The organism is Marinobacter sp. C7, from assembly GCF_022343555.1.
Lineage (GTDB): Bacteria > Pseudomonadota > Gammaproteobacteria > Pseudomonadales > Oleiphilaceae > Marinobacter.
Genome location: NZ_JAKQZH010000003.1, coordinates 45010 through 69325, shown reverse-complemented (window position 1 = coordinate 69325; position 24316 = coordinate 45010). Strand labels below are relative to the sequence as shown.

Sequence of the window (24316 nt, the reverse complement as noted above, 5' to 3'; positions counted from 1 at the left end):
GGAAAGAATCATGGCTGAATGGAGCCTTTACGAAGTTTTCGTACGCAGCAAGCACGGTCTGAACCATAAGCACGTTGGCAGCGTTCACGCCGCCGATGCGGAAATGGCCATGGAGAACGCCCGTGACCTGTACACGCGCCGCAACGAAGGTGTAAGCATCTGGGTGGTTCCGTCCGACGCGATCACAGCCTCCGCCTCCGATGAGAAAGAGGTCCTGTTCGATCCTTCGGAAGACAAGGTCTACCGACACGCATCTTTCTACGAGCTGCCCGACGAAGTCGGACACATGTAAGGAGTGGTTCCATGACTCAGAAAGAAGCACTCACGGAATACCTGTTGCGCCTGGCGGACTCCGACATGATCCTGGGCCAGCGCCTGTGTGAGCTGTGCGGCAAGGCCCCGGCGCTGGAAGAAGAAATGGCGTTGATGAACGTCGCGCTGGACCTCGTCGGTCAGGCCCGGAACTGGTACGAGTATGCCGCCGAGCTGATCGATGACGGTCGGGATGCCGACAAACTCGCGTTCCGTCGCGACGCCCACGACTACCGCAACCTGCTCCTGACCGAGCAGCCGAATGAGGACTACGCGGTCACCATGGGTCGTCAGTTCTTCTACGACGCCTGGCACTACTTCACCCTGAAGAGCCTGGTCAACGCCAGCGACGAGCGGGTTGCCGCCATCGCTGCCAAGGCACTGAAAGAAGTGACCTACCACCTGCGCCGCTCGTCCGAGTGGGTCAAGCGCCTGGGTGACGGTACCGAGGAAAGCCACCGTCGTATGCAGGATGCGGTGGACATTCTCTGGCGCTTCACCGGCGAGCTGATCACGCCGGACAAGACCGACCAGCTGATGGCTGAGGCCGGAATCGGTCCGGATCCCGAGCAGCTGAAGGAAGACTGGCGCGGACTGGTCAAGGAAGTGCTCGAGGAAGCCACCCTGACGCCGCAGCCGGACGATGCCTGGATGTACCTGGGCGGCAAGCGTGGTGAGCACACCGAACATCTCGGTTTCATTCTGGCAGAAATGCAGTTTCTGCAGAGGGCCTATCCCGATGCCACAACATGGTGATACAGACCCGCGGTCAGCGGTAGACAAGCTGATAGCCAGTGATCGGGTGCCGGCAAATGCCAACACCGACCAACTGACTGAGGCGGATATCTGGGCGATCCTTGAAGACGTCAAGGACCCCGAAGTTCCGGCGGTAAGTGTCGTGGAGCTCGGCATTGTCCGGGCCGTGCACTGGGACGGGAAGGAACTTTCCGTCGATGTGACGCCGACCTACTCCGGCTGCCCCGCGACCGAGTTGATCGAGGAACTGATCGAGGAAGCCCTGCGCGCTGCGGGCTTCCGGAATGTCCGGATCAACCAGGTGCTGACCCCGGCCTGGACCACCGATTGGATTACAGACGAAGGCAAAGAGAAGCTCCGGGCGTTCGGTATTGCGCCGCCCCAGGGCAGTGCCAGCAAGCGAAGCCTGCTGGGCGACTCCGAAGTGATCACCTGCCCCCATTGCGGCAGCACCGAAACAGAGCGGGTCAGCGAGTTCGGATCCACCGCCTGCAAGGCCCTGTATCGCTGCAAGGACTGCCTCGAGCCCTTCGACTATTTCAAATGCATCTAGAGCCAAGACGACCATGAATAAATTCTACTCACTGGCCCTCAAAGAGGTCAGACCTGAAACAAGAAACGCAGTAACCCTGTCTTTCGACGTACCGGAGGACCTGGCCGACAAGTTCTCCTACAAGCAGGGCCAGCACCTGGTGGTGAGAACGAAGCTGGATGGCGAGGAAGTGCGCCGCTCCTATTCTATCTGCAACAGCGTCAATGACCACGAGCTGCGCATTGCAGTCAAGAGGATTCCCGGTGGCCGCTTCTCCACCTTTGCCAACGAGCAGCTCAAACCCGGCCAGACCCTGGAAGTCATGCCGCCCCAGGGCCATTTCTCCGTCGATCTGGATCCCGAGCGTGAAGGCAACTACCTGGCCGTCGCCGCCGGCAGTGGTATCACACCGATCCTGTCGATCGTGAAGACCACGCTGGAAACCGAGCCCAAGAGCGAGGTCACCCTGTTCTACGGCAACAAGGCCACCAGCAACACCATGTTCCGGGACGAACTCCAGGATCTGAAGAACGAGTACATGTCCCGCCTGAACCTGGTGTACATCTTCACCCGCGAAGAGCAGGACATCGATCTCTACAACGGTCGAATCGACCATGAGAAATGCGATGCCCTGTTCGATCACTGGATCAACGCCAAGGAACTCACCGCGGCCTTCATCTGTGGTCCCCAGGCGATGACCGAAACGGTTCGCGATTCTCTGGTTCGCCATGGCATGGACAAGAGCAAGGTTCACTATGAGCTGTTCACGCCTGCCGGTGGTGTGCCCCAGGCCAGGAAAGACAGGGATCCATCCCACGTGAACCCGGAGTCCATCAGTGAAGTGACCGTCATTGCCGACGGCCGCTCCCTGACCTTCCCGCTGGTTCGCGACACCAAGAGCATCCTGGATGCCGGTAACGAAGAAGGCGCAGACCTGCCCTATTCGTGCAAGGCGGGCGTCTGCTCCACCTGCCGCGCCAAGGTCGTCGAAGGTGAGGTGGAAATGGACCAGAACTTCGCACTCGAGGATTACGAGGTCGAAGCCGGCTACGTGCTTTCCTGCCAGTGCTATCCGATCAGCGACAAGGTGGTTCTGGACTACGACGAGATGTAAGTCCGGCCCCACCCGAACGATACGAACAAGGCAAGCCCCGGGAAGTCGGGGCTTGCCTTCGTGTTTCAGAAACGAATGGAGTTTCCCATGTCAGTCCTGAAAAGTTTCATTGCCGGCCAGTGGGTCGGTGAAAAGCCCGCCAAGGCGCTGCCCAGCGCCGTCAACGGCGAAATCGTGGCCCATACCCACGACGACACCCTCGACTTCAAGAAAGCCGTTGAATATGGTCGCAAGGTTGGCGGCAAGAACCTGATGGCCATGGATTTCCAGGAACGTGCCCTGGCCCTGAAAGCCATGGCCATGTACCTGCAGGAACACAAGAAAGAGCTGTATGCCCTGTCCATGCACACCGGTGCCAGCAAGGGTGACAATGGCATCGACATCGATGGCGGTTTCGGTACGCTGTTTTCGTACGCCAGCATGGGCCGCCGCGAGCTGCCGTCCGGCAACGTCGTGCACGAAGGTCCGGTAATGCCGCTGGGCAAGAACAACCACTTCGCGGGCACCCATATCCTGGTGCCCCGTGGCGGTGTGGCGGTCCACATTGACGCCTACAACTTCCCGGTCTGGGGCATGCTCGAGAAATTCGCGCCCACGTTCCTGGCAGGCATGCCCTGCATCGTGAAACCGGCCACCTCCACCTGCTACGTCACCGAACTGGCCGTTCGCCTGATGCAGGATTCCGGCGCCCTGCCTGAAGGCGCCCTGCAGCTGATCATCGGCAGCACCGGCGACCTGTTCGATCACCTGGAAGAACAGGACGTGGTTACCTTTACCGGCTCGGCAGCGACGGCACGCAAGCTGCGCAACCATCCGAACATCATCAACAAGTCCATTCCCTTCAACGCGGAAGCGGACTCGCTCAACAGCGCCATCCTCGCCCCGGACGTAACCCCCGAACACGAAGAGTTCGACGTGTTCGTGAAGGAAGTCGGCCGTGAGATGACCGCCAAGGCCGGCCAGAAGTGTACCGCGATCCGCCGGGTCCTGGTCCCGAAAGACCGGGTGGACGCCGTCTGCGAGAAGCTGAAAGAGCGACTGGCGAAAGTCACCGTCGGCGATCCTTCCGTGGAAGGCGTGCGCATGGGCGCCCTGGCCTCCATCGATCAGCTGGAAGACGTCAAGGCCAATATTCAGGAACTGCTGAAAACCAGTGAACTGGTCGTCGGTGGCGACGGCAGCTTCAAGCCTACTGGCGAAGGGACTGAGAAGGGTGCGTTCATCGAGCCGCACCTGCTGCTGTGCCGCAACCCGGAAAACGGCTGTGGCGCACACGATATCGAGGCGTTTGGTCCGGTGGCCACCGTGATTCCCTATGACACCATCGAAGATGCAGTGGAGCTGTGCTCCAAGGGCCGCGGCTCGCTGGTCACCACTCTGACCACCCGCGATCCGGCCACTGCCGGCAGGATTGCTCCGCTGCTTGCCGCGTTCCACGGCCGTCTGCACCTGCTGGATGCCGAAGCGGCGAAGGAATCCACCGGTCACGGCTCACCCCTGCCCATGCTCAAGCACGGCGGCCCCGGTCGCGCCGGTGGTGGCGAAGAGCTGGGCGGTATCCGCGCGGTCCATCACTACCTGCAGCGGACCTCCATCCAGGGCTCCCCGACCATGCTGGCAGCCGTGACCCGCGAGTATGTGCGCGGCGCCGATGTAATCGAGACCGAGGTGCACCCGTTCCGTCGTCACTTCGAAGATCTGCAGATCAACGAGTCCCTGCTGACGCATCGTCGGACCGTAACCGAGGCGGACATCGTCAACTTCGGCTGCCTGTCCGGCGACCACTTCTACATGCATTTCGATGAGCTGGCAGCGCGGGAATCCCAGTTCGGCAAGCGCATTGCCCATGGCTACTTCGTGCTGTCCGCAGCCGCAGGCCTGTTCGTTTCCCCGGGCGAGGGTCCGGTCCTGGCCAACTACGGCCTGGACACCCTGCGCTTCATCGAGCCGGTAGCCCCGGGCGACACCATCCGGGCCCGCCTGACCTGCAAGCGCAAGATCGATCAGGGTCGGACTTCTCCGGACGGCCACCCCCAGGGTGTGGTGGTCTGGGACGTCCAGGTTCACAACCAGAACGACGAGCTGGTGGCGAGCTACGACATCCTGACACTGGTTGCCAAACGTCCCCAGTAAGACTGGGGGCGTGTCCGGCCTGCCATCCGTTGGACCCGAACGGCAGGCCGGAGGCAAATAAAAAGGGGACAGGCCAAAAGCCTGTCCCCTTTTCTGTTTCCGCCCGGCTCAGGCTTTACATGCCCAGGTAAGCTTCCCGGACCTTCTCGTTGCTGAGCAGCTCCCGGCCGGTACCCTCGATGACCACCTTACCGGTTTCCAGCACGTAACCGCGGTCCGCCAGGGCCAGGGCCTGGGACGCGTTCTGCTCCACCAGGAAAATGGTGATGCCTTCTTTCTTCAACTCCTTGATGATGTCGAAGATCTCCTCGATGATCAGAGGCGCCAGGCCCATGCTCGGTTCATCGAGCAACAGCAGCTTCGGCCGGGCCATCAGCGCGCGCCCCATGGCCAGCATCTGCTGTTGACCGCCGGAGAGCTCCCCGGCCAGGTTGTGGCGCTTCTGGCGCAGTATCGGGAACTTGGTATACATCCGCTCCAGATCATCTTCCACTTCCTGGCTGCGCCCGCGGGTGTAGGCTCCCAGCAACAGGTTGTCATGGACCGACAGATCCTTGAACACCTGACGACCTTCCGGCACCTGGACAATACCGTCGCCGACCCGCTGGTCGGCAGAGACCTTCGCAAGGTCCTTGCCCTGGTACACCATGCTGCCGCGATCCATCGGCTGGAGGCCGGAGATGCTCATCAGCAGGGTGGACTTGCCGGCACCGTTGGCGCCCACCAGTGACACGATTTCGCCGCTGTTGATGCTGATGTCGATGTCATGCAGCACTTCGATCTGGCCATAGGAGGTTGCAAGGCCTTTGATTGCCAGCATTTCCTCCCGGGCGTGGGGTGCAGTGACCTGCTCCGCATGCTTGAGGCCAAGACCACCGAAGCGCTCCGGGGTATAGCTGATGATCTCGTGGCGCAGCTCCCGGAATTCCTCCCGGACCCGCTCGCCAAACAGGGGATCGTTCTCGATGTCCCGCGCTTCGATAATCTGCTCCCAGTCCTCATCGGAGAGCACCTTGCGGGCACGGGGAATCACCACCCCTTCTTCCTTGCGGATGTGCTTGCGCAGGGCTTCGGTGAACCGGGCCAGAGCGTGACTGAATTCTTCCCGACCCTCCGGCCAGTTTTCCATGCAGGCGGTCAGCAGCTGGCGAAGCTCCATCAGCTTCTCATGGCCGACGAGGTAGCCCTTGGAAAGCTTCTCCAGCAGTGGCAGCGACTCCGGGTGCTTGGCTCCCAGGCGCTTGTACAGCTCGATGTCCGTTGGTGTCGAGTGTACCCGCTCGGAAAAGTGTTCGATGTAATCGAAGATCTTGGTGAACAACCGCTCATCCGGCTGTTGCTCGTTGATGTTCATGTCGCTCAGCAGCTGGTCCAGCAGGTCCAGTATGCGCCACAGCGCCTGATGCTCGTGAACAATAATGCGTACTGCCTGCTCGCTGCGGGACTGGGCAGGCGCCATTTCGGTCTGTTGCTCGCTCATATGAAATGTCTCCTTGCTCAGCCGCCCAGGTAGGCAGCAATGACGTCCGGGTTGTTGCGGATTTCTTCCGGCGTACCTTCCGCCAGCACGCGCCCGTAGTTGAGCACCAGCAGGCGGTCGGAAATACCCATGACCAGCTTCATGTCGTGCTCAACCAGCATGACGGTGGTGCCCTGATCGGCAATCTTCCGGATCAGCTTCTCCAGAGCCGCGGTTTCCACGGCGTTCAGACCGGCGGCCGGCTCATCCAGCAGGATGACCTTGGGCTCTGCCGCCAGCGCCCGGGCGATTTCCAGCCGCTTCAGGGCGCCATAGGACATGGCCGACGCCTCGGTATCCAGGTAATCGCCGCAACCGACGAACTCCATCAGTTCCGCTGCCCGCTCCCGGCAGGATTTCTCGTCCCGAAGCAGGGACGGCAACCGGAACAGCGTGGTGAACAGATTGCTCCGGAGCTTGAGATGGCGCCCCAGCATCACGTTTTCGATGGCGGACATGTTCATGCAGATCTGCATCTGCTGGAACGTGCGGCACATGCCCCGCTCCGCCAGCTGGTTCGGTTCCAGCCTGGCAGTGCTCTCCCCTTTCAGGCTGATTTCGCCCTTGGTCGGGGTGTAGATACCTGAAATCAGGTTAAACAGGGTCGTCTTGCCTGCCCCGTTGGGGCCGATCACCGAATACACCTGGCCGGCTTCCACCGAGAAGGACACGCCTTCCACTGCATGGACGCCACCGAAAGCCTTGTCCAGGCCTTTTACTTCAATCAGTGCGCTCATGCCTGACCTCCCGCCTTTTTCTTCATCCGCTTACCGACAGCCATCTGGATAGTGGGCAGCAGGCCCTTGGGCATGAAGATCATGGTGAGCATCAGGATTGCACCGAACATGACGGTTTCCAGCTCCTGGAAATCCGCCAGCACCTGGGGCAGGAGCTTGAGCACCACGGCACCCAGGATGACGCCCATAGTGGAACCCATACCGCCGAGAACCACCATGGTGATAAACAGGATGGAGAAATCGAACCCGGCCACAGCCGGCGTAATGAAGCCCTGGAAATGGGCGTACAGACTGCCCATGGCACTGGCATAAATCGCTGAAACCACGAACACCAGGCTCTTGTATCGGGCCGTATCGACACCAACCACCCGCGCAGCCACTTCTGAACCGTGCACCGAACGCAGCGCCCGGCCGATGGGCGAGTCGATCAGGTTCTGGGCGAGCCAGACCGCAACCAGCAATACCAGTGCTGCAAACAGGTACCAGGCCTCACTGCCATTGAGCTCCATGCCGAGCAGGTTATAGCTGCCAAACGGGCTCAGCTCCCAGCCGAATACGGTAAAGGCCGGCACCGGCATACCATCCGGCCCGCCGGTCAACGCCCGTTCGTTGTTGAGGATGATTGCGATGATAAAACCGACGGCCAGGGTCGCCATGGACAGATAGTGCCCCTTCAGGCGCAGGATGGGACGACCGACAATCCAGGCGATGATACCCACCGCGATCGCGCCAACGACCAGTGCGGGCACCGAGGACCAGCCGTAACTGCTGGTCATGATGCCGGTGAAATAGGCGCCGAGACCGAAGAAACCGGCATGTCCCAGACTGATCTGGCCGGCAAACCCGACCAGCAGGTTCAGGCCTACCACCGTGGCCGCGATAATCGCCATCTGGGTGGCCAGGTCATAGTGAAACGGGTTGTTCAGGAACAACGGCAGGGCAAACAGGATGATCGCCAGAATGATCAGGTCCCGAAGCCGCATTTGCATGAATCTATTCAACATGGTTACACCCTCTCCACGACCTTGGCGCCAAACAGACCGCGCGGCATGAAGAACAGCACGACGAGAATCATGGAGAACGCCACGGCGTCCTTGTAGTCAGAGGAGATGTAGCCCGCAGCCATGGCCTCGACCACGCCCAGCAACAGGCCACCGACAACGGCACCGATACCGCTGCCCAACCCGCCGATGGCGGCGGCGACAAAGCCTTTGAGGCCGAGCATGATGCCGATGTCGTAGGAGGTGAAGGTAATCGGCGCAACCACGACACCGGCAACCGACCCCAGCACCGCCGACACCAGGAACGCCAGCATCAGAACCAGCTGGGTACGGATACCCACCAGACGCGCGGCTTCCTTGTTCATGGAGGTGGCGAGAATCGCCTTACCGATCAGTGTGCGGGTAAAGAACAGTACCAGTCCGACCACAAGGATCGCACCGATACCCAGAACCCAGAGGCTCTGGCTGTTGAGGACAGCACCGAAGATCCGGATCGGCTCGTCGCTGCTGAAATTCTGCATGACGTGGTATTCCTTGCCCCAGACCAGCTGGGCAAGACCACGGATGAAAATGGAGGCACCGATGGTGATGATGATCAGCGTCACCACATCGGCCTGTTTCGCAGGCGCAATAGCAAAGCGCTGCAGCAGGATACCGAGAACACCGGCAAGCAACACGGCCAGGATGATGGCAAGTACCATGGGCACGCCCATCGCCGTGAGAGAAACGGTCGCCATGCCGCCAATCATCAGGAATTCGCCCTGGGCAAAGTTGATGACGTGGCTGGCGTTATAAATGAGAGTAAACCCGAGGGCTATCAGAGCATAAGTAGCACCGATAGTGATCCCGGTGAAGAGATACTGGAGGAATTCTGCAAACATAGCCGTGGTTCCGGTCGGACAGCGTCTGCCCGCCCCGAACCGGGACGGGCAGACGGTTTACTGCTTGATGGACAGATCAGTTAATGAGCTTCCACTCGCCGTTCTGGACTTCCAGGATGCGGAAGGAGTCGGCTTCGAGGCCGTTGTGGTCTTCCGGTGACATGTTGAACACACCGGTTACGCCCACATAACCCTGGATATTTTCCAGAGCTTCACGTACGGCTTCCTTGTCGGTGGAGCCGGCGGCTTCGATGGCCTGGACTGCCAGCATCAGGCCGTCGTAGGCATAGGCACCGAAGGTGGACACCTTGGAATCCCAACGGGCTTCGTACTCGGCCTTGTAATCCTGCACGACCTGCTTCTGGGGGTCGTCATCCGGCAGGGAGTCCGGGACCAGCAGCGGGGAAGCCGGCAGGCGCACGCCTTCGGCAGCATCACCCGCCAGCTCCAGGAAGCTGTCAGACGCCACACCGTGGGACTGGTAGAAGGGAAGCTCCATGCCCAGCTGGGCATAGTTGCGGGTCACGATGGCCGGGCCCTGGCCGAAGCCGAAGTTCAGCACCGCCTCGACACCATCGGTATTACGGATGTTGGTAAGCTGGGCCGTCATGTCGGTATCGGAGCCGCTGTAGGTCACATCGGCCACGACTTCCATGCCCATCTGCTCAACCACATCCAGAGTCTGGGTGCGACCGGAACTGCCGAAACCACCGGTACCGGAAATCAGGCCGAAGCGGGTAATACCACGGTCTTTCATGTCGGTCAGGATGCGCTCTGCCGCCATGCGGTCAGTTTGCGGCGTTTTGAATACCCACTTCTTCACCGGGTTGGTAATTACCACGGCACCCGCCAGGGAAATGAAAGGAACCTTGGCCTGCTCCACCAGGGGCACAGCGGCCATGGTAGCACCGGTGGTACTACCACCGACGATGATATCGACACGATCGGAACGGATCAGCCGGCTGGCAAAGTTACGGGCGTTGGAGGCATTACCCACGTCATCGTAGTGAATAAGCTCGAGCGGACGGCCGAGAACCCCACCATCCTCGTTGATTTTCTCAACGTACATTTCCAGAGTTTTCAGTTCCGGATCCCCGAGGAAAGAGGCTGGGCCGGTAACTGACAGGAAAGAACCGATCTTGATCGGCTCTGCAGCCTGGGCACTCATAACCAGGCCTGCGGCGGCGATGGCCGCAACTTGTCCCGTGCGACGCAGAATTGTCTTAAGCATTGTTTTTGTTCTCCCGAATTGTGTGGGGCTTACTTGCCCCCCATCCATTGCTCAGAAGTAAAACAACGATCGAGAGCCTGGCTCTGACTTCTGTGTCATTTCAGTCACCCTTCGACCCGTTGTCAGCTTTATATTTGTGGTTTCATCCCTGATCTGTCAGCTCCCTGATCTTCATCAACAATAAAATTCGATACCGTTGACGAATATCAATGGACATTATTGTATCATAATATCCATGTCAACCGATTTGGGTGACAACCTGACAGGTTCTCTCAGTAAAGCCGACCATGGTCCAAGGCGCTAGTCGGTCGATACGGCATTGAATGCTTTACGTGACACACAGGAACCGCATAATACGTATCAGATCTGTCATTCTCGATAATTGATAACCGACAAGAATCCTATGTCTGCAAAAAACCAGCTTGAGCAGCTCGTCATCAACTTCCAGAAGAAACGACCGCTTCGCGCCGGCTCTCTGATTATCACCATCTACGGTGATGCCATCGTTCCCCGGGGAGGGACCGTATGGCTGGGCAGCCTGATGAAGCTGGTGGAACCCATGGGTATCAGTCAGCGGCTGGTTCGCACCTCGGTATACCGGCTGGTGCAGGAATCCTGGCTTCAAACAGAGAAGGTCGGCCGTTGCAGTTACTACAGCCTGACCGGCCCCGGTCTGCGCCGGTTCGAACAGGCATTCCAGCACGTCTACAGCCTGTCGACCCGCGAATGGAGCGGCAGCTGGTGCCTGGTCTATCTCAACCAGTTGCCCCCGGACCTGAAGCAGAAAGTTCGTGAAGAACTGAAATGGCTCAGTTTTGGCAGCATGGCGCCGGGCGTGATGGAACATCCCCGCTTTACCCGCAATGAACTGCTGCCCCTGTTGCAGGAATGGGGGGCCCTCGAAGACACCATCGTGATGGAAACCGTGCCGATGGAGCAGAAGGCGTCCAGGGCCCTGAGACTGCAGGTGCGCGAGAGCTGGAATCTGGACGAGCTGGGCGGACGCTACCGGCGATTCCTGGCACAGTTCCGCCCGGTCTGGCGGGAGCTGCAGAACGAGGATGACCTGACACCGGCCGAGTGCCTCACCCTGCGCATCCTGCTGATTCATGAGTACCGGAAGATCCTGTTGCGGGATCCCCTGCTGCCCGAGGAGTTACTGCCGGGGGACTGGGAAGGCCGAAGTGCCAAGCAGCTGTGCCGGAACCTGTACCGTCACATCTACGCCCGGGCTGAAAAGTGGCTGGACGAAAACCTCGAAAATGCCTCCGGTCCCCTACCCGGACCCAACGAGAAATTCTACCGCCGGTTCGGAGGCCTGCAGGACACCAGCGACGAATACGAAGAAAGGCCCACAACGGTCAGCGAACCGATATGAGCCCTTCGACGGGCCGGGGGCGCCAGGATGGTGCCCGGGCCCATGGGGACTAGACCAGATTGTAGAGAAACACCACCAGGATCCCGGCCGGCGTCAGGTAACGCAACACCGCCATGAACCCTCGATAGGCGCCGCCCTGCAGGCCGATATCCTCACCCAGACCTTCACGGCGCATGGCCCAGCCGGCAAACAGGGCAATCGCCAGGCCACCCAGGGGCATCATCAGGTTCGACACAAGGAAGTCCAGCAGATCGAACACCGTCTTGCCCTCGAAGAAGGCCAGGAAGCCCAGCGGATGAACATCGGACCACACGTTGAACGACAACACCGTGCCGATCCCCACGAACCAGATCGCCAGACCGCCGGTCAGAGCACTCTTGAAACGGTTGATGCCCTTGTGCTCTTCAAGCCACTCCACGACCGGCTCCAGCATGGAAATGGCCGAGGTCACCGCTGCCACCAGCAGCAATGTGAAGAAAATCACCCCGAACAGCACACCACCGGTCATCTTGCCGAAGGCCAGCGGCAGGGTGACAAAGATCAGCCCCGGCCCGGTGCCTGGTTCCAGGCCGTTGGCAAACACCAGCGGGAAGATCGCCAGGCCCGCCAGAAGTGCAACACTGGTATCCAGCACCGCGATGGTCATGGCAGTACGGGCAATGTTGATCCGTTTCGGGAGATAGGAGCCGTAAGCCATCAGTACACCAATACCGATACTCAGGGTAAAGGCTGCATGACCCAGCGCCACCAGCACGCCCTTGGTGGTGAGCTTGCTGAAGTCCGGGGCAAACATGAAGTCCACCGCCCGGCCGAAACTGCCGGAGTTCATCGCATAGAACACCATGACCACCAGCAGGATGAACAACAGCGGCATCAGGGTGTTGACGGCCCGCTCCAGCCCCGAACGAATACCCCGGCCGACGATGAGCACCACAATGGCCATGAACACACTGTGCCAGAGCAGCAGTTCCCAGGGATTCGACAGCAGGCTGCCGAACTGTGTCCCGATGGTTTCGGCATCGGCACCGGTGAACAGCCCCGCGGCAGCTTTGCCGATATAGACCAGAGACCAGCCACCGATGACCGAGTAGAAGGACAGTACCAGGAAAGAGGCAATCACGCCGTTCCATCCGATCGCCCGCCAGCCCCGGGCGGTGCCTTCACTCTCGGTCAGGGACCGCATGGTGGCCACCGGGCTCTGGCCACCACGACGACCGATCATGGTTTCGGCGATCAGCACAGGCACGCCGATGATGGCGATGCACACCAGGTACACCAGCACAAATGCACCGCCACCGTGCTCACCGGTGATGTAGGGAAACTTCCAGATATTACCCAGCCCCACGGCAGAGCCGGCGGCAGCCAGGATAAACGCAAGACGCGAAGACCAGAGGTTTGAAGCCAGCTGGTGCGGTTGTGTTTGATTAGTCATGTACTTCTCCGAAATAGTTGTTTTTGTCGGAAACACGGGCGAACAGAATCAGAGAATGGCGCGGATTGCCTCGGCAACGACCGGCAACGTGCGGTCGTTCAGGCCGGCCACGTTGACCCGACTCGACTCCAGCATGTAGATGCCATACTCCTCCCGGAGCCGGCGCACCTGTTCGGGATTGATCCCCAGAAACGAGAACATGCCACGCTGCCGGGCAATGAACCCGAAGTCTCCGGCGGGCGCCAGCGCCCGGGCAAAATCGCGACGCAAACCCAGGATGCGGTCACACATGGCAGTCAGCTCTTCCTGCCAGTCAGCACGCAGCGCATCATCCCCGAGAATGGTCTCCACAATCGCGGCACCATGGGCCGGAGGCATGGAGTAATGAGAGCGAATAACGCTGAGCAGCTGACTGTTGGCCGCCGCGGCGACACTCCGGGACGCCCCCATGAGCATCAGGGCGCCGGTCCGCTCCCGGTAAAGGCCAAAGTTCTTGGAGCAGGAGGCTGCCACGATCATTTCCGGTACCCTGGCGGCGATGTGGCGCAGCCCCGCGGCATCGGCGTCAAGGCCATCACCAAGGCCCTGGTAGGCCATGTCCACGAAGGGCAGCAGTCCTTTCTTCAGCATCAGGTCGGTCACCTGCTGCCACTGCTCAAAGGTCAGGTCCGCCCCGGTCGGGTTATGGCAGCAGCCATGCAGCAGCACTACGTCGCCGGCCTCTGCCTGCGCCAGGCTCTCCATCATGGCGGCGAAGTCTACCTGCAGAGTTGCCGGATCGAGGTAGGGATATTCCCGAATGTTCAGGCCGGCCCCACCCAGGAGGGGAAGATGATTGCCCCAGGTAGGTGTGCTGACCCAGACGGTGGCGTCTTCCCGGCAAAGGCGCAGGAATTCGGCCGCCATCCGCAGGGCTCCGCAACCGCCCGGGGTCTGGACTGCGGCCACCCGGCCGTCCCGCACCAGGGGACTCCCCGCCCCCAGCACCAGGTCGACCATGGCCCGACCGAAACCGGGAGAGCCCGCCGGGCCGACATAGCTCTTGGTGGACTCACTCTCCAGCAGGCGGCGTTCCGCCTGATGCACTGCGGTCATGATCGGCGTGTTGCCGGCATCGTCCTTGTAGACACCGATGCCCAGATCAATCTTGTGTTCCCGCGGGTCCTCGCGGAAGGTCTGCATCAGCTGGAGAATCGGGTCCTGTGGTAGCGGTTTCAGGCCTTCAAACATGGGATTCCTCCTTCTCGCCTGCCGGTTTGGTACGAATCAGGGTCGGACGGCCGGTTTCCAGCGCCTTGAGCAATTGCTGCTGGCGCTCGCGGATCGCCTCCACCGCCTGCTCCCGGACCGGGCCGAAGCCGCGAATGTCCGCCGGCAGCTCCGCCAGTTGCAGGAAAGTCTCATGGTTGTCCGCACTCAACTCCCGGCTGATGCGCTCAGCCAGCTGGCGATAGTCCGCCAGCAGGGCACGGTCCAGCTTCCGGTCCGCGGAGTGACGGAACGGATCCAGCGCGGTACCGCGCAGTCCACGCAGTTTTGCCAGCAGCTTGAAGGCCCGGAACATCCAGGGGCCGAATTGGCGTTTCTGCGGCCGGCCACGGGCATCGGTGCCGCGATTGAGGATCGGCGGCGCCAGGTGGAAATGCACCTTGAAGTCGCCCTCGAAGGTTTTCTCCACCTCCTTCATGAAATCGGTCTCGGCAAACAGGCGGGCCACTTCGTACTCGTCCTTGTAGGCCATGAACCGGTACAGCTGCTCGGCGACCGTGCGGGTCAGCAGCAGGCCCTGCAGACCTGTTCCCTGCTCGGCCTGGCGTACCCGCTCCACCAACTCGCGGTAGCTGTCAGCCCAGCGAAGGTTCTGGTAACTCACCAGATGCTTGTGACGGGTCTCGATCAGCTGTTCCAGGGTCGGCTCCGGCCGCACTTCCACCGGCTCACTGACCGGGTTCAACAAGTCGTCAATCACTTTCGGGTCGACCGCCGCCACCCGGCCCCAGCCGAAGGCCTCCTTGTTGCGCTCGATCGCCACACCATTGAGCTCGATCGCCCGCATCAGGGCCGCCTCGGACAAGGGCAGCAGGCCCTGCTGCCAGGCAAAACCGAGCATCATCACGTTGGAGAACACGGTATCGCCCATCAGCTTCTCGGCAATGCCGTTGGCATCCAGGGCATCAAACCGGTCATCACCCACGGCATCGCGAATCAGATCTAGACGCTTGTCTGCCTGCATGTCGGCATCCCGGTACAGGACGTAATCGGCGGTCGGCAGTTCGGCCCGGTTGGCCACCACCCGGGTGTGATCCGGACGCAGCACGCTCAGGGCCTTCTGGGAGGACGCCACCACCATGTCACAGGCAATGACCGCGTCGGCCTGGCCATTGCTGATTCTCACCTGGTGCAGCTTGTCCGGGGACGGCGCCATGCGTACATAACTGAGGACCGTGCCGCCCTTCTGGGCGAAGCCCATGAAATCGAGCACCGAAGCGCCCCGGGACTCCAGGTGGGCCGCCATGGTGATCAGCTGGCCGACGGTCACCACACCGGTGCCACCGACACCGCCCACCAGCAGGTCGAACGAACCGTCCAGGCCTGGCAGGGAGGGCTGCGGCAGGCTTTGCAGCTGTTTGCCCAGAACCGAGCCGGTATCCACGCCCCGGGACTTGCGCAGCTGGCCACCCTCGATGGTGACAAAGCTCGGACAGAAACCGGTTACGCAGGAAAAGTCCTTGTTACAGGAGGACTGGTCGATCTTGCGCTTGCGGCCCAGTTCGGTCTGGCGCGGCACCACCGACAGGCAGTTGGACTGCACCGAGCAGTCACCGCAGCCTTCGCAGACATGGTGGTTGATGTAGGCCCGCTTGGCCGGATCCGGGAACTGGCCCCGCTTGCGACGGCGGCGCTTCTCCGCGGCACAGGTCTGGTCATAGATCAAAACGGTACAGCCGGGAATGTCCCGCAGCTCGCGCTGGACCTGATCCAGCTCGGAGCGGTCGTGGAAGGTCACATCATTCGGGAACAGCCCTTCGTGGCCCTTGTACTTCTCGGGTTCGTCACTGAGCACCACCACCCGTTTGACGCCTTCGGCGGCGACCTGCTGGGCAATCATGGGCACGGTGATCTGCCCGTCCACCGGCTGGCCACCGGTCATGGCCACCGCGTCGTTGAACAGGATCTTGTAGGTGATGTTGATACCGGCAGCCACGGCCTGGCGAATGGCCATGGAACCGGAATGGAAGTAGGTACCCTCCCCCAGATTCTGGAACACATGGGGGTTACCGGTATAACGGCTCTTGCCAATCCAGTTGACCCCTTCACCCCCCATCTGGATCAGGGATTCGGTGTTACGCCCCATCCAGGACGCCATGAAATGACAGCCGATACCGGCCAGGGCCTTGCTGCCCTCCGGCACCTTGGTGGACGTGTTATGGGGGCAGCCGGAACAGAAATACGGCAGGCGGCGGACCCCGCCCGGGTCCTTCGCGCTCGTCATCTCGTTGATGGCCCGGAGCTGTTCGCTGAAATCCACGTCGAAGAAACGGGACAGGCGTGCCGCCAGATAGCCGGCCACCAGCTTCGGGCTGAGTTCACCGACATAGGGCATCAGCGGCTTGCCGGACTCGTCCTGCTTGCCGGTGATCAGCACCTCGCCGGGACGGTCCGGCTCGGACATGTACTCCTTGATCTGGCTCTCGATGATGCCCCGCTTCTCCTCGATCACCAGCACTTCCTGCTTGCCATGAACAAAGTTCAGGATGCCGCGACGCTCCAGGGGCCAGACCATGCCCACCTTGTAGATGTCCAGGCCCAGCTCGGCGGCGCGGGTTTCATCGATGCCCAGCAGTTCAAGGGCTTCGAGCAGATCCAGGTAGCCCTTGCCGGTCGTCACGATACCGAAGCGGGCCCGGGTGTTGTTGTACAGGCAGCGGTCGATGGGATTGGCGCGGGCAAAGGCCTGCACGGCTGCCAGCTTGTGCTCGATTCGTGTTTCCAGCTGCGGTCCGGGCAGGTCCGGCCAGCGATAGTGAAGACCATCCGCCGGCGGGGTGAAATCCTCCGGGGTCTTGAACTCGGGTAGCGGCGGCAGCTCAACCGAAGCGGCACTTTCCACGGTCTCGGAAATGGCTTTGAAGCCGACCCAGCAGCCGCTGTAGCGTGACAGGGCGTAACCCCAGAGGCCGAATTCCAGGTACTCGGCGATGTTGGCCGGGTTGATGGTGGGCATAAAGAAGCTCATGAACGCCACATCGGACTGGTGTGGCATGGAGGACGACACACAGCCGTGGTCGTCACCGGCCACCACCAGCACACCACCGTTGGGGGAGCTGCCATAGGTGGTGCCGTGCTTGAGGGCATCGCCGGCGCGGTCCACGCCGGGGCCCTTGCCATACCAGAGACCGAACACACCATCGACCTGGCGCTCTTCATCGGTTTCCACCTGCTGGGTGCCCAGCATGATGGTGGCGGCGAGGTCCTCGTTGATTGCAGGAACAAAATCGATGCGATTCTGGTCGAGCAGGTCCTTGGCCTGCCACAGCGCCTGGTCGTAGGCGCCCAGCGGAGACCCCCGGTAGCCACTGACCATACCGGCGGTATTCAGCCCGTGCTTGCGGTCCAGGGCTGCCTGCATCAGGGGGATTCGCACCAGCGCCTGGGTTCCGGTCAGGAACACCCGGCCGGATTCGCGCAGGTAGCGATCCTCGAGTTTGTAGTTGTCGAGTTGAGGTGTATCGGCGGTCATGGTCGCCCCTCCGGTTGTTGATTTTATGACCAAAATTCTAGAGGGATAGACGCAAAAGGTGCTTGCTTTTTGATTAGCCGACTGACGCCGTAATGCAATATTCTTTGATAAATGACAAAATACTGAAATATCCTTTGATAAATATCAGGTGTTACCAAATGAAACAGGTCGAGCTCGACAAACTGGACCGCCGCATCCTCGATGCCCTCCAGCAGGATGGCCGCATCAGCAACCAGATGCTGGCCGAGCAGGTCGGGCTCTCGCCGGCGGCCTGCTGGCGCCGGGTCCGGGCCCTCGAGGAGGCCGGCGTGATTACCGGCTATACTGCCAAACTGGACCCGGAAGCCATGGGCCAGGGCCTGTGCGTGCTGGTCAACCTGTCCCTGCAGCGCCACACCATAGACAGCACCGCCGAGATCGAGCGCGAAGTCAGCAGCTACCCGGAAGTCCTGCAGTGCTTTGCCGTCACCGGTAACGCCGATTTCGTGTTGCGGGTCGTGGTGGCAGACATGGCCAGCTATGACCGGTTCCTGAACGAGAAGATCTTTACCCTCAAGGGCATCGCTCAGGTCAACTCCAACTTTGCCCTGCGGGAGATCAAGAACACCCTGACCCTGCCGGTGGCATGATGGTGCCGGCTGAGCGGGTCAGGGGAAATGCATACGAGTGAGAGGGCATTGCGCGTATCAAAGCCCGCGCAAACCGACTATAATGCCGGTCAATCATGCATTGCCCGGCAATGCCCTCCCTCCGAATTCCGAGTAAATCAATGTCAGAAATGTCCTTTGCCGACCTGGGGCTGGATGCAGCCGTACTTGAAGCTGTCAGCGCCGTTGGCTACGAAACGCCCTCGCCGATCCAGGCAAAATCCATCCCGGCACTGCTGGCCGGCCATCACCTGCTGGGTGTCGCCCAAACCGGTACCGGCAAGACCGCCGCATTTGCGCTACCGCTGCTGAGCCGCATTGACGCCAGCACGGCCGAGCCGCAGATTCTGGTGCTTGCCCCGACCCGGGAGCTGGCCATCCAGGTCGCCGAGGCGTTCACCACCTACGCCAGCAAGTTCCGCAACTTCCACGTACTGCCGATCTACGGTGGCCAGGACTTCGGCCCGCAGATCCGCGGCCTGCGTCGCGGTGCCCAGGTCATTGTCGGCACACCCGGCCGTATGCTCGATCACCTGCGCAAAGGGACCCTGAAGCTGGACAACCTGAAGGCCCTGGTGCTGGATGAAGCCGACGAGATGCTGCGCATGGGCTTCATTGACGACGTTGAGGCCATCCTGGCAAAGACACCGGACACCTGCCAGCGTGCCCTGTTCTCGGCCACCATGCCGCCGCAGATCAAGAAGGTCGCCCAGACTTACCTGCAGGACGCGACCGAGGTCCGGATCGAGAGCGAAACCCGCACAGTTGAGCGCATCGCCCAGTTCGTGCTGCCGGTCTATGCCGAGCGCAAGCTGGATGCCCTCACCCGCATTCTGGAAGTAGAGCCCTTCGACGCCTCGATCATCTTCGTGCGCACCAAGGCCGAAACCACCCTGCTGGCCGAGAAGCTCTCCGCCCGGGGCCACGCGGTTGCCCCCCTGAACGGTGACCTGAACCAGCGTCAGCGGGAGCAGACCGTTGAGGACCTGAAGCGGGGCAAGAAGGACATCATCATTGCCACCGACGTGGCCGCCCGCGGCCTGGACGTGCCCCGGATCACCCACGTGATCAACTACGATGTGCCCTACGATACCGAGGCGTACATCCACCGGGTCGGCCGGACCGGCCGAGCTGGCCGCACCGGCAAGGCGATCCTGCTGGTGACGCCGCGCGAGCGCAGCTGGCTGAGGACCCTGGAGCGGGCCACCAACTCGCCCATGGAATCCTATCAGCTGCCGTCGCCGGCGGATCTTCAGAAGATGCGGGTTCAGCAGTTCGAAACCCAGCTGCTGGCGTTCGCCGAAGACGGCAAACTGCCCAAGGCGATGGCGCTGCTGGATGAGATTGCCGAGCGCAATGATATGGACATGGCAATGGTTGCCGGGGCCATGGCGTGCTGGATGGAAATGGCCCAGCCGGGCGCCCTGCCGCTGGAAGCGCCGGAAGCCCTGCCGGAAATCTCGGCCGCGCCCCGTCGTGATCGAAAGGGGCCTCCTCCCGGCAAGAAGAACTTCCGCAAAGGCCCTGGTAAGGGCTTCAAGAAGGACGGCAAGCCCGGCCACCGCAAAGGTGGCCCGAAGGGCAAGCCCGCCGGCAAGGGCGGCAAACCGCCGAGCAAGCGCCCCGCCCGTTAATCGGCGCGGCGCTGGTAGACCACGAAGCTGTAGTCGTAGGGATTGTTATCGGACGCGGAGAAATCCTCCCGTCCGATTTCTTCCCACTCGTCCCAGTTCACTTCCGGAAAGAACGCATCCCCTTCCACTTCGGCGTGCACCTGGGTGATGTACATGCGATCCACCATCGGCAATGCCTCGGCGTAAATCTGACCGCCACCGATAATCATTACCTCTTCACCGCCTTCCAGTTCAGCCTGGGCTGCTGCCTTCACCAGGGCATCATTGAGTGACCTTGCGGCGACCGTGCCGGCCGGGGCTTCCCAGCTTTCATTCCGGGAAATTACCACGTTCATCCTGCCCGGCAGCGGCCGGCCAATGGAATCCCAGGTTTTCCGCCCCATGATAATGGGCTTACCCATGGTCGCCTGCTTGAAGTAACGCAGGTCTCCCGGGAGGTACCACGGCAGCTTGTTGTTCCGGCCGATGACCCGGTTTCGGGACATGGCTACTATCAAAGCTTTTCTCATTTCTCCTCCTCGCACTTGGGAGTTCTGGTTCCTGAGCTCTGGGCCTTGGGGGCTGCCATCGGGCGGGGATGCCTCTCCAAAAAACGCCTCAAGGCGTCCCTGCGCGGCTTGGGCTCCGCCATCCATGGCTCCGCACATTTTTGGAGAGGCATCCCCGCCCGATGGCGATCCGAGCACTCAGTCAGCTTATCCTGAATTAAAACCCGGTCCGCCTAAAAAGTCAGGACAGTATGAAAATTCAGGGCAGTATGAGTTGTGGCGAATTGGCCCGGCCCTTTTGATCTTCGATCTCTTTGGCCTGAACGAAGGGTAGCGGGTGGGGCGTTCCGAAAATGTGCGGAGCCATGGATGGCGGAGCCAAGCGTACACGGACGTATTCACAGCGTTTTTCGGAACGCCCCACCCGCTGCCCTGCCGACTCCAAAACAAGAGGACCGCGATCCCAGACTCGAGGTCAAATAGCAATAGGCGCCTTGATCACAGGATAAGGTTCATATCCCTCAAACTCGAAGTCTTCGAGCTCATACTCGAAGATACTCTCAGGCTTCCGCTTGATCACCAGCCTGGGCAAAGAGCGAGGCTCCCGCTTCAACTGCTCGAATACGATCTCGTCGGTCAGGTGGTTCTGGTACAGGTGACAGTCACCGAACGTATGCACGAACTCACCCACATCCAGGTCACACTGCTGGGCGATCATGTGTGTCAGCAAGGCGTAGGAGGCGATATTGAACGGCACACCCAGGAACAGGTCCGCGCTGCGCTGATACAGCTGGCAGGAGAGCTTGCCGTCGGCCACGTAGAACTGGAACAGGCAGTGGCACGGAGCCAGCGCCATGCGACCCTCGCGGACGTTGTCCTGGGGGCTGATGGACTCGTCCGGCAGCTCCGCCGGGTTCCAGGCGGAGACGATCAGGCGCCGGGAGTTCGGCTTGTTACGGATCTGGTCGATGACCTCGCTGATCTGGTCCACCACGCGACCGTCCGGGCACTGCCAGCTGCGCCATTGTTTGCCGTAAATCGGGCCGAGATCGCCGTCTTCCAGGGCCCATTCATTCCAGATGGAAACCTTGCGCTCTTTCAGCCAATTGTTGTCGGTGGAACCGCGCAGGAACCACAGCAATTCGTAGATGATACTGCGCAGGTGGACTTTCTTGGTGGTCACCAGAGGAAAGCCTTCCTGCAGGTTGAACCGCAATTGGCGTCCGAATACCGAGCGGGTGCCGACGCCGGTGCGGTCGCCCTTGTCGAATCCGTTGTCGACGACGTCTTGCATCAGATCGAGGTAGGCTTTCATTCGGCATTTCTCCGGTAAGCGATAAACATCAGGGCTGCGCCCGCAAGAATCATGGGCGTGGACAGGACCTGCCCCATGGTCAGCCAGTCAAAGGCCAGGTAGCCGAGTTGCGGATCCGGCTGGCGCACGAATTCCACCAGGAACCGGAAAATTCCATAGCACACCAGGAACAGGCCGGAGACGGCCATGCGCGGGCGGGGATTGGCAGAGAACCACCACAGGATCACGAACAGGGCAACGCCCTCGAGGGCGAACTGGTACAGCTGGGACGGGTGTCTGGCCAGGCTGTCGGGGGCCTGCGGGAATACCATGCCCCAGGATACATCCGTGGGCTTGCCCCAGAGTTCGCCGTTGATGAAGTTGCCGATCCGGCCTGCCCCCAGACCGACCGGCACCAGGGGTGCCACGAAGTCCGCCAGGCGCCAGAAGCCGGACCCGACCTTGCGGCCATACCACCACATGGCGAATATCACGCCCAGCAGGCCACCGTGGAAGGACATACCACCCTCCCAGACCCGCAGCAGCCACAGGGGATCGGCCAGGAAGGTATCGAAGTTATAGAACAGTACGTAACCGAACCGGCCACCGAGAATGACGCCCAGGGCAAGGTAGAACAGCAGGTCGCCCATCTGCTCTTCGGTGACCGGGGACCAGGGTTTGCGGGTCCGCAGTCGGCCGAGCCACCATCCGGCAACGAAACCGACCAGGTAGGTCAGGCCGTACCAGTGAATCTTGACGGGGCCCAGGGAAATGGCCACCGGGTCAAACTGGGGGTGCTGCAGCATCGGTTACCTCTCAACTCAGAAGAAAACGGAGCCCCACCACCAGGAGCACCATCGCGAAGATACGTTTCAGGACCTTGGCATTCAGTTTGTGGGCCAGGTTGGCGCCGAACCGGGCAAAGAACACGCTGGTCAGGATAATCCCCAGGAGTGCCGGCACATAGATGAAACCAAGACTGTATGCCGGCAGTTGTGGATGCTGCCATCCAGTCCAGATGTTGCCCAGGGCGCCGGCAACGGCAATGGGCAGCCCACAGGCGGCCGACGTGGCAACGGTGTTCTGCATGCGGACATTACACCAGCTCAGATAAGGCACGGTCAGTGTGCCCCCGCCAATCCCGAAGATGGCCGACGCCCAGCCGACACCGCCGCCCACGGCACCAAGGCCAATCGGCCCGGGGATATCACGGCCGGGTTTCGGATTTACCTCAAGCAACATCTTCAGGGCAACCAGTATCACGAACACCCCGATCACCAGCTGGAGCAGATCGCCGCTCATAAAGGCGGCCGTCCAGGCCCCGAGAACGGCACCGCCCACAATCCCCACCGTCATCGGACGGAAAATGTCCCAGCGCACGGCCCGGTGCTTGTGGTGGGACCGGATGGAGGAGATGGAGGTGAAGACGATGGTGGCCAGGGAAGTCCCCACCGCCAGGTGAGCGCTGATGTCCGGGCTGATACCCTGGATTTCGAAGCTGAAGATGAGTACCGGAACGATGACCAGGCCACCCCCGATACCAAACAGGCCCGCCATGGTCCCAGCCAGCGCGCCAAGTGCCAGATAAGATGCAAATACGGTTACCAGGGTCATAGCTGCTCACGCCCTTGAGAAACAAGGCTGGTATGATACACACCGCACGGACCAAGATCACGGCTCCTAATTCACCGTCCGGAGACCCACGACCGACCATGTGCCTGATTGCCTTTGCCCTTGGCCAGAATCGCCATTTCCCACTGGTGGTGGCCGCCAACCGGGACGAGTTTTTCCGACGCCCCACTGCACCGATGGACTGGTGGTCCACCGAGTCAGGCGAGAAGGTGCTGGCCGGCCGCGACCTGCAGTCCGGTGGCACATGGCTGGCGGTGACCGCGGATGGCCGCGTCAGCGCAGTGACCAATGTTCGCGAGGGCTCCACCGAAGCTGGCCGGACGACCCGTGGCGAATTGCCGTTGCGGGCCCTGGCCGAACCGGAAGCAGAACTGTTCCGTGCTCTCAGCGACGATCCGGATCGTTATGCCGGCTTCAATCTGATTCGGCTCGGAACCCCTGGTGGCTGGTATTACAGCAACCGGGACGCCCATCCGGGCCGGAGTGTTCACCGGGGCGTGTATGGCCTCAGCAACCATTTGCTACAGACTCCCTGGCCGAAGCTGCTCCGTTTGCGGGAGTCGGTCGGCAAGGCGGTCGAGCTTGCCGGGGCCGATGCCGACACTCTGCACCAGCAGCTCATCACACTCCTCCAGGACCCGACGCCGGCGCCGGATCACCTGCTACCGGACACCGGCGTGGGCCTGACGACAGAACGATTCCTGTCATCTCCCTTTATCGTGGGGGACAGCTACGGCACCCGGGCCACCACGGTGGTGACTGTCACCGGCAGCGGCCAAATCCACGTAACTGAACAGAGCTGGGGCCCAATGGCCTCAAAAGGCGATTGCCGTCACTTTCACTGGCAGCGATAG

The 24316-nt window shown here is 61.1% G+C and carries 21 protein-coding genes; 9 read left to right on the top strand and 12 right to left on the bottom strand.

What is annotated here, in order from left to right:
* Positions 1–10: 10 nt before the first annotated feature.
* From paaB to paaZ, 5 genes are all read left to right on the top strand, one after another.
* Positions 11–292 (top strand): 1,2-phenylacetyl-CoA epoxidase subunit PaaB, encoded by a 282-nt coding sequence (gene paaB / locus MD273_RS14730; RefSeq protein WP_239038563.1) that lies wholly within the window; start codon positions 11–13, stop codon positions 290–292.
* 11 nt (positions 293–303) lie between these two features.
* On the top strand, positions 304–1068 hold the full coding sequence (gene paaC / locus MD273_RS14725) for a 1,2-phenylacetyl-CoA epoxidase subunit PaaC (protein ID WP_239038562.1): 765 nt from the start codon (positions 304–306) through the stop codon (positions 1066–1068).
* On the top strand, positions 1052–1621 hold the full coding sequence (paaD, locus tag MD273_RS14720) for a 1,2-phenylacetyl-CoA epoxidase subunit PaaD (RefSeq protein WP_239038561.1): 570 nt from the start codon (positions 1052–1054) through the stop codon (positions 1619–1621). Before paaC ends, paaD begins: the two co-directional genes overlap by 17 nt.
* A gap of 13 nt (positions 1622–1634) precedes the next feature.
* Positions 1635–2714, top strand: a complete 1080-nt coding sequence (gene paaE, locus MD273_RS14715; RefSeq protein ID WP_239038560.1) for a 1,2-phenylacetyl-CoA epoxidase subunit PaaE — start codon at positions 1635–1637, stop codon at positions 2712–2714.
* A gap of 87 nt (positions 2715–2801) precedes the next feature.
* Positions 2802–4847 carry a phenylacetic acid degradation bifunctional protein PaaZ gene (gene paaZ / locus MD273_RS14710; RefSeq protein ID WP_239038559.1) on the top strand — a complete coding sequence of 682 codons (2046 nt, stop codon included), beginning with the start codon at positions 2802–2804 and terminating at the stop codon, positions 4845–4847.
* Positions 4848–4962: 115 nt separating this feature from the next.
* Here the strand turns inward: paaZ and MD273_RS19215 are convergent, their stop codons facing one another.
* The 5 genes from MD273_RS19215 to MD273_RS14680 form a co-directional block, all read right to left on the bottom strand.
* Positions 4963–6327 carry an ATP-binding cassette domain-containing protein gene (locus MD273_RS19215; RefSeq protein ID WP_502846064.1) on the bottom strand — a complete coding sequence of 455 codons (1365 nt, stop codon included), beginning with the start codon at positions 6325–6327 and terminating at the stop codon, positions 4963–4965.
* 17 nt (positions 6328–6344) lie between these two features.
* Complete coding sequence (locus MD273_RS14695) at positions 6345–7103, bottom strand: ABC transporter ATP-binding protein (protein WP_239038558.1); 759 nt, start codon at positions 7101–7103, stop codon at positions 6345–6347.
* Positions 7100–8107, bottom strand: coding sequence for a branched-chain amino acid ABC transporter permease (locus tag MD273_RS14690; RefSeq protein ID WP_239038557.1), 1008 nt, complete (start codon positions 8105–8107; stop codon positions 7100–7102). Before MD273_RS14690 ends, MD273_RS14695 begins: the two co-directional genes overlap by 4 nt.
* Positions 8108–8109: 2 nt before the next feature.
* Complete coding sequence (locus tag MD273_RS14685; RefSeq protein ID WP_239038556.1) at positions 8110–8985, bottom strand: branched-chain amino acid ABC transporter permease; 876 nt, start codon at positions 8983–8985, stop codon at positions 8110–8112.
* Between the two features lie 76 nt (positions 8986–9061).
* Positions 9062–10216, bottom strand: a complete 1155-nt coding sequence (locus MD273_RS14680; RefSeq protein ID WP_239038555.1) for an ABC transporter substrate-binding protein — start codon at positions 10214–10216, stop codon at positions 9062–9064.
* 403 nt (positions 10217–10619) lie between these two features.
* Between MD273_RS14680 and paaX the strand changes: the two genes are divergently transcribed.
* The gene (gene paaX / locus MD273_RS14675; RefSeq protein WP_239038554.1) at positions 10620–11594 is read left to right on the top strand and encodes a phenylacetic acid degradation operon negative regulatory protein PaaX; all 975 of its coding nucleotides are present in this window, start codon (positions 10620–10622) and stop codon (positions 11592–11594) included.
* A gap of 49 nt (positions 11595–11643) precedes the next feature.
* Here paaX and MD273_RS14670 read toward each other — a convergent pair whose 3' ends face one another.
* Genes MD273_RS14670 through MD273_RS14660 form a run of 3 tightly spaced genes read right to left on the bottom strand, consistent with a single transcriptional unit; the run spans position 11644 to position 17767 of the window.
* Positions 11644–13026 (bottom strand): sodium-dependent transporter, encoded by a 1383-nt coding sequence (locus MD273_RS14670; protein ID WP_239038553.1) that lies wholly within the window; start codon positions 13024–13026, stop codon positions 11644–11646.
* Between the two features lie 48 nt (positions 13027–13074).
* A complete protein-coding gene (locus MD273_RS14665) occupies positions 13075–14256 on the bottom strand; it encodes an amino acid aminotransferase (protein WP_239038552.1) in 1182 nt (393 codons plus the stop codon).
* Positions 14249–17767, bottom strand: a complete 3519-nt coding sequence (locus tag MD273_RS14660) for an indolepyruvate ferredoxin oxidoreductase family protein (protein ID WP_239038551.1) — start codon at positions 17765–17767, stop codon at positions 14249–14251. Before MD273_RS14660 ends, MD273_RS14665 begins: the two co-directional genes overlap by 8 nt.
* 158 nt (positions 17768–17925) lie before the next feature.
* Here MD273_RS14660 and MD273_RS14655 point away from each other — a divergent pair, with 158 nt between their 5' ends.
* Both MD273_RS14655 and MD273_RS14650 read left to right on the top strand, forming a co-directional pair.
* Complete coding sequence (locus MD273_RS14655; RefSeq protein WP_239038550.1) at positions 17926–18396, top strand: Lrp/AsnC family transcriptional regulator; 471 nt, start codon at positions 17926–17928, stop codon at positions 18394–18396.
* Between the two features lie 140 nt (positions 18397–18536).
* Positions 18537–20048, top strand: a complete 1512-nt coding sequence (locus MD273_RS14650) for a DEAD/DEAH box helicase (protein ID WP_239038549.1) — start codon at positions 18537–18539, stop codon at positions 20046–20048.
* Here MD273_RS14650 and MD273_RS14645 read toward each other — a convergent pair.
* From MD273_RS14645 to MD273_RS14630, 4 genes are all read right to left on the bottom strand, one after another.
* Positions 20045–20557, bottom strand: coding sequence for a dihydrofolate reductase (locus MD273_RS14645; protein ID WP_239038548.1), 513 nt, complete (start codon positions 20555–20557; stop codon positions 20045–20047). The genes MD273_RS14650 and MD273_RS14645 overlap by 4 nt on opposite strands.
* 454 nt (positions 20558–21011) lie before the next feature.
* Positions 21012–21851, bottom strand: a complete 840-nt coding sequence (locus MD273_RS14640; RefSeq protein ID WP_239038547.1) for a thymidylate synthase — start codon at positions 21849–21851, stop codon at positions 21012–21014.
* Positions 21848–22636 (bottom strand): prolipoprotein diacylglyceryl transferase, encoded by a 789-nt coding sequence (lgt, locus tag MD273_RS14635; protein WP_239038546.1) that lies wholly within the window; start codon positions 22634–22636, stop codon positions 21848–21850. Before lgt ends, MD273_RS14640 begins: the two co-directional genes overlap by 4 nt.
* 10 nt (positions 22637–22646) lie before the next feature.
* Positions 22647–23444, bottom strand: a complete 798-nt coding sequence (locus MD273_RS14630) for a sulfite exporter TauE/SafE family protein (protein WP_239038545.1) — start codon at positions 23442–23444, stop codon at positions 22647–22649.
* A gap of 98 nt (positions 23445–23542) precedes the next feature.
* Here MD273_RS14630 and MD273_RS14625 point away from each other — a divergent pair, with 98 nt between their 5' ends.
* The gene (locus MD273_RS14625; protein WP_239038544.1) at positions 23543–24316 is read left to right on the top strand and encodes an NRDE family protein; all 774 of its coding nucleotides are present in this window, start codon (positions 23543–23545) and stop codon (positions 24314–24316) included.

What these genes read in the sequence shown, in the direction of transcription:
- paaB (WP_239038563.1), top strand. Translation starts at nt 11, where the DNA reads ATGGCTGAATGGAGCCTTTACGAAGTTTTCGTACGCAGCAAGCACGGT.
- paaC (WP_239038562.1), top strand. Translation starts at nt 304, where the DNA reads ATGACTCAGAAAGAAGCACTCACGGAATACCTGTTGCGCCTGGCGGAC.
- paaD (WP_239038561.1), top strand. Translation starts at nt 1,052, where the DNA reads ATGCCACAACATGGTGATACAGACCCGCGGTCAGCGGTAGACAAGCTG.
- paaE (WP_239038560.1), top strand. Translation starts at nt 1,635, where the DNA reads ATGAATAAATTCTACTCACTGGCCCTCAAAGAGGTCAGACCTGAAACA.
- paaZ (WP_239038559.1), top strand. Translation starts at nt 2,802, where the DNA reads ATGTCAGTCCTGAAAAGTTTCATTGCCGGCCAGTGGGTCGGTGAAAAG.
- MD273_RS19215 (WP_502846064.1), bottom strand. Translation starts at nt 6,327, where the DNA reads ATGAGCGAGCAACAGACCGAAATGGCGCCTGCCCAGTCCCGCAGCGAG.
- MD273_RS14695 (WP_239038558.1), bottom strand. Translation starts at nt 7,103, where the DNA reads ATGAGCGCACTGATTGAAGTAAAAGGCCTGGACAAGGCTTTCGGTGGC.
- MD273_RS14690 (WP_239038557.1), bottom strand. Translation starts at nt 8,107, where the DNA reads ATGTTGAATAGATTCATGCAAATGCGGCTTCGGGACCTGATCATTCTG.
- MD273_RS14685 (WP_239038556.1), bottom strand. Translation starts at nt 8,985, where the DNA reads ATGTTTGCAGAATTCCTCCAGTATCTCTTCACCGGGATCACTATCGGT.
- MD273_RS14680 (WP_239038555.1), bottom strand. Translation starts at nt 10,216, where the DNA reads ATGCTTAAGACAATTCTGCGTCGCACGGGACAAGTTGCGGCCATCGCC.
- paaX (WP_239038554.1), top strand. Translation starts at nt 10,620, where the DNA reads ATGTCTGCAAAAAACCAGCTTGAGCAGCTCGTCATCAACTTCCAGAAG.
- MD273_RS14670 (WP_239038553.1), bottom strand. Translation starts at nt 13,026, where the DNA reads ATGACTAATCAAACACAACCGCACCAGCTGGCTTCAAACCTCTGGTCT.
- MD273_RS14665 (WP_239038552.1), bottom strand. Translation starts at nt 14,256, where the DNA reads ATGTTTGAAGGCCTGAAACCGCTACCACAGGACCCGATTCTCCAGCTG.
- MD273_RS14660 (WP_239038551.1), bottom strand. Translation starts at nt 17,767, where the DNA reads ATGACCGCCGATACACCTCAACTCGACAACTACAAACTCGAGGATCGC.
- MD273_RS14655 (WP_239038550.1), top strand. Translation starts at nt 17,926, where the DNA reads ATGAAACAGGTCGAGCTCGACAAACTGGACCGCCGCATCCTCGATGCC.
- MD273_RS14650 (WP_239038549.1), top strand. Translation starts at nt 18,537, where the DNA reads ATGTCAGAAATGTCCTTTGCCGACCTGGGGCTGGATGCAGCCGTACTT.
- MD273_RS14645 (WP_239038548.1), bottom strand. Translation starts at nt 20,557, where the DNA reads ATGAGAAAAGCTTTGATAGTAGCCATGTCCCGAAACCGGGTCATCGGC.
- MD273_RS14640 (WP_239038547.1), bottom strand. Translation starts at nt 21,851, where the DNA reads ATGAAAGCCTACCTCGATCTGATGCAAGACGTCGTCGACAACGGATTC.
- lgt (WP_239038546.1), bottom strand. Translation starts at nt 22,636, where the DNA reads ATGCTGCAGCACCCCCAGTTTGACCCGGTGGCCATTTCCCTGGGCCCC.
- MD273_RS14630 (WP_239038545.1), bottom strand. Translation starts at nt 23,444, where the DNA reads ATGACCCTGGTAACCGTATTTGCATCTTATCTGGCACTTGGCGCGCTG.
- MD273_RS14625 (WP_239038544.1), top strand. Translation starts at nt 23,543, where the DNA reads ATGTGCCTGATTGCCTTTGCCCTTGGCCAGAATCGCCATTTCCCACTG.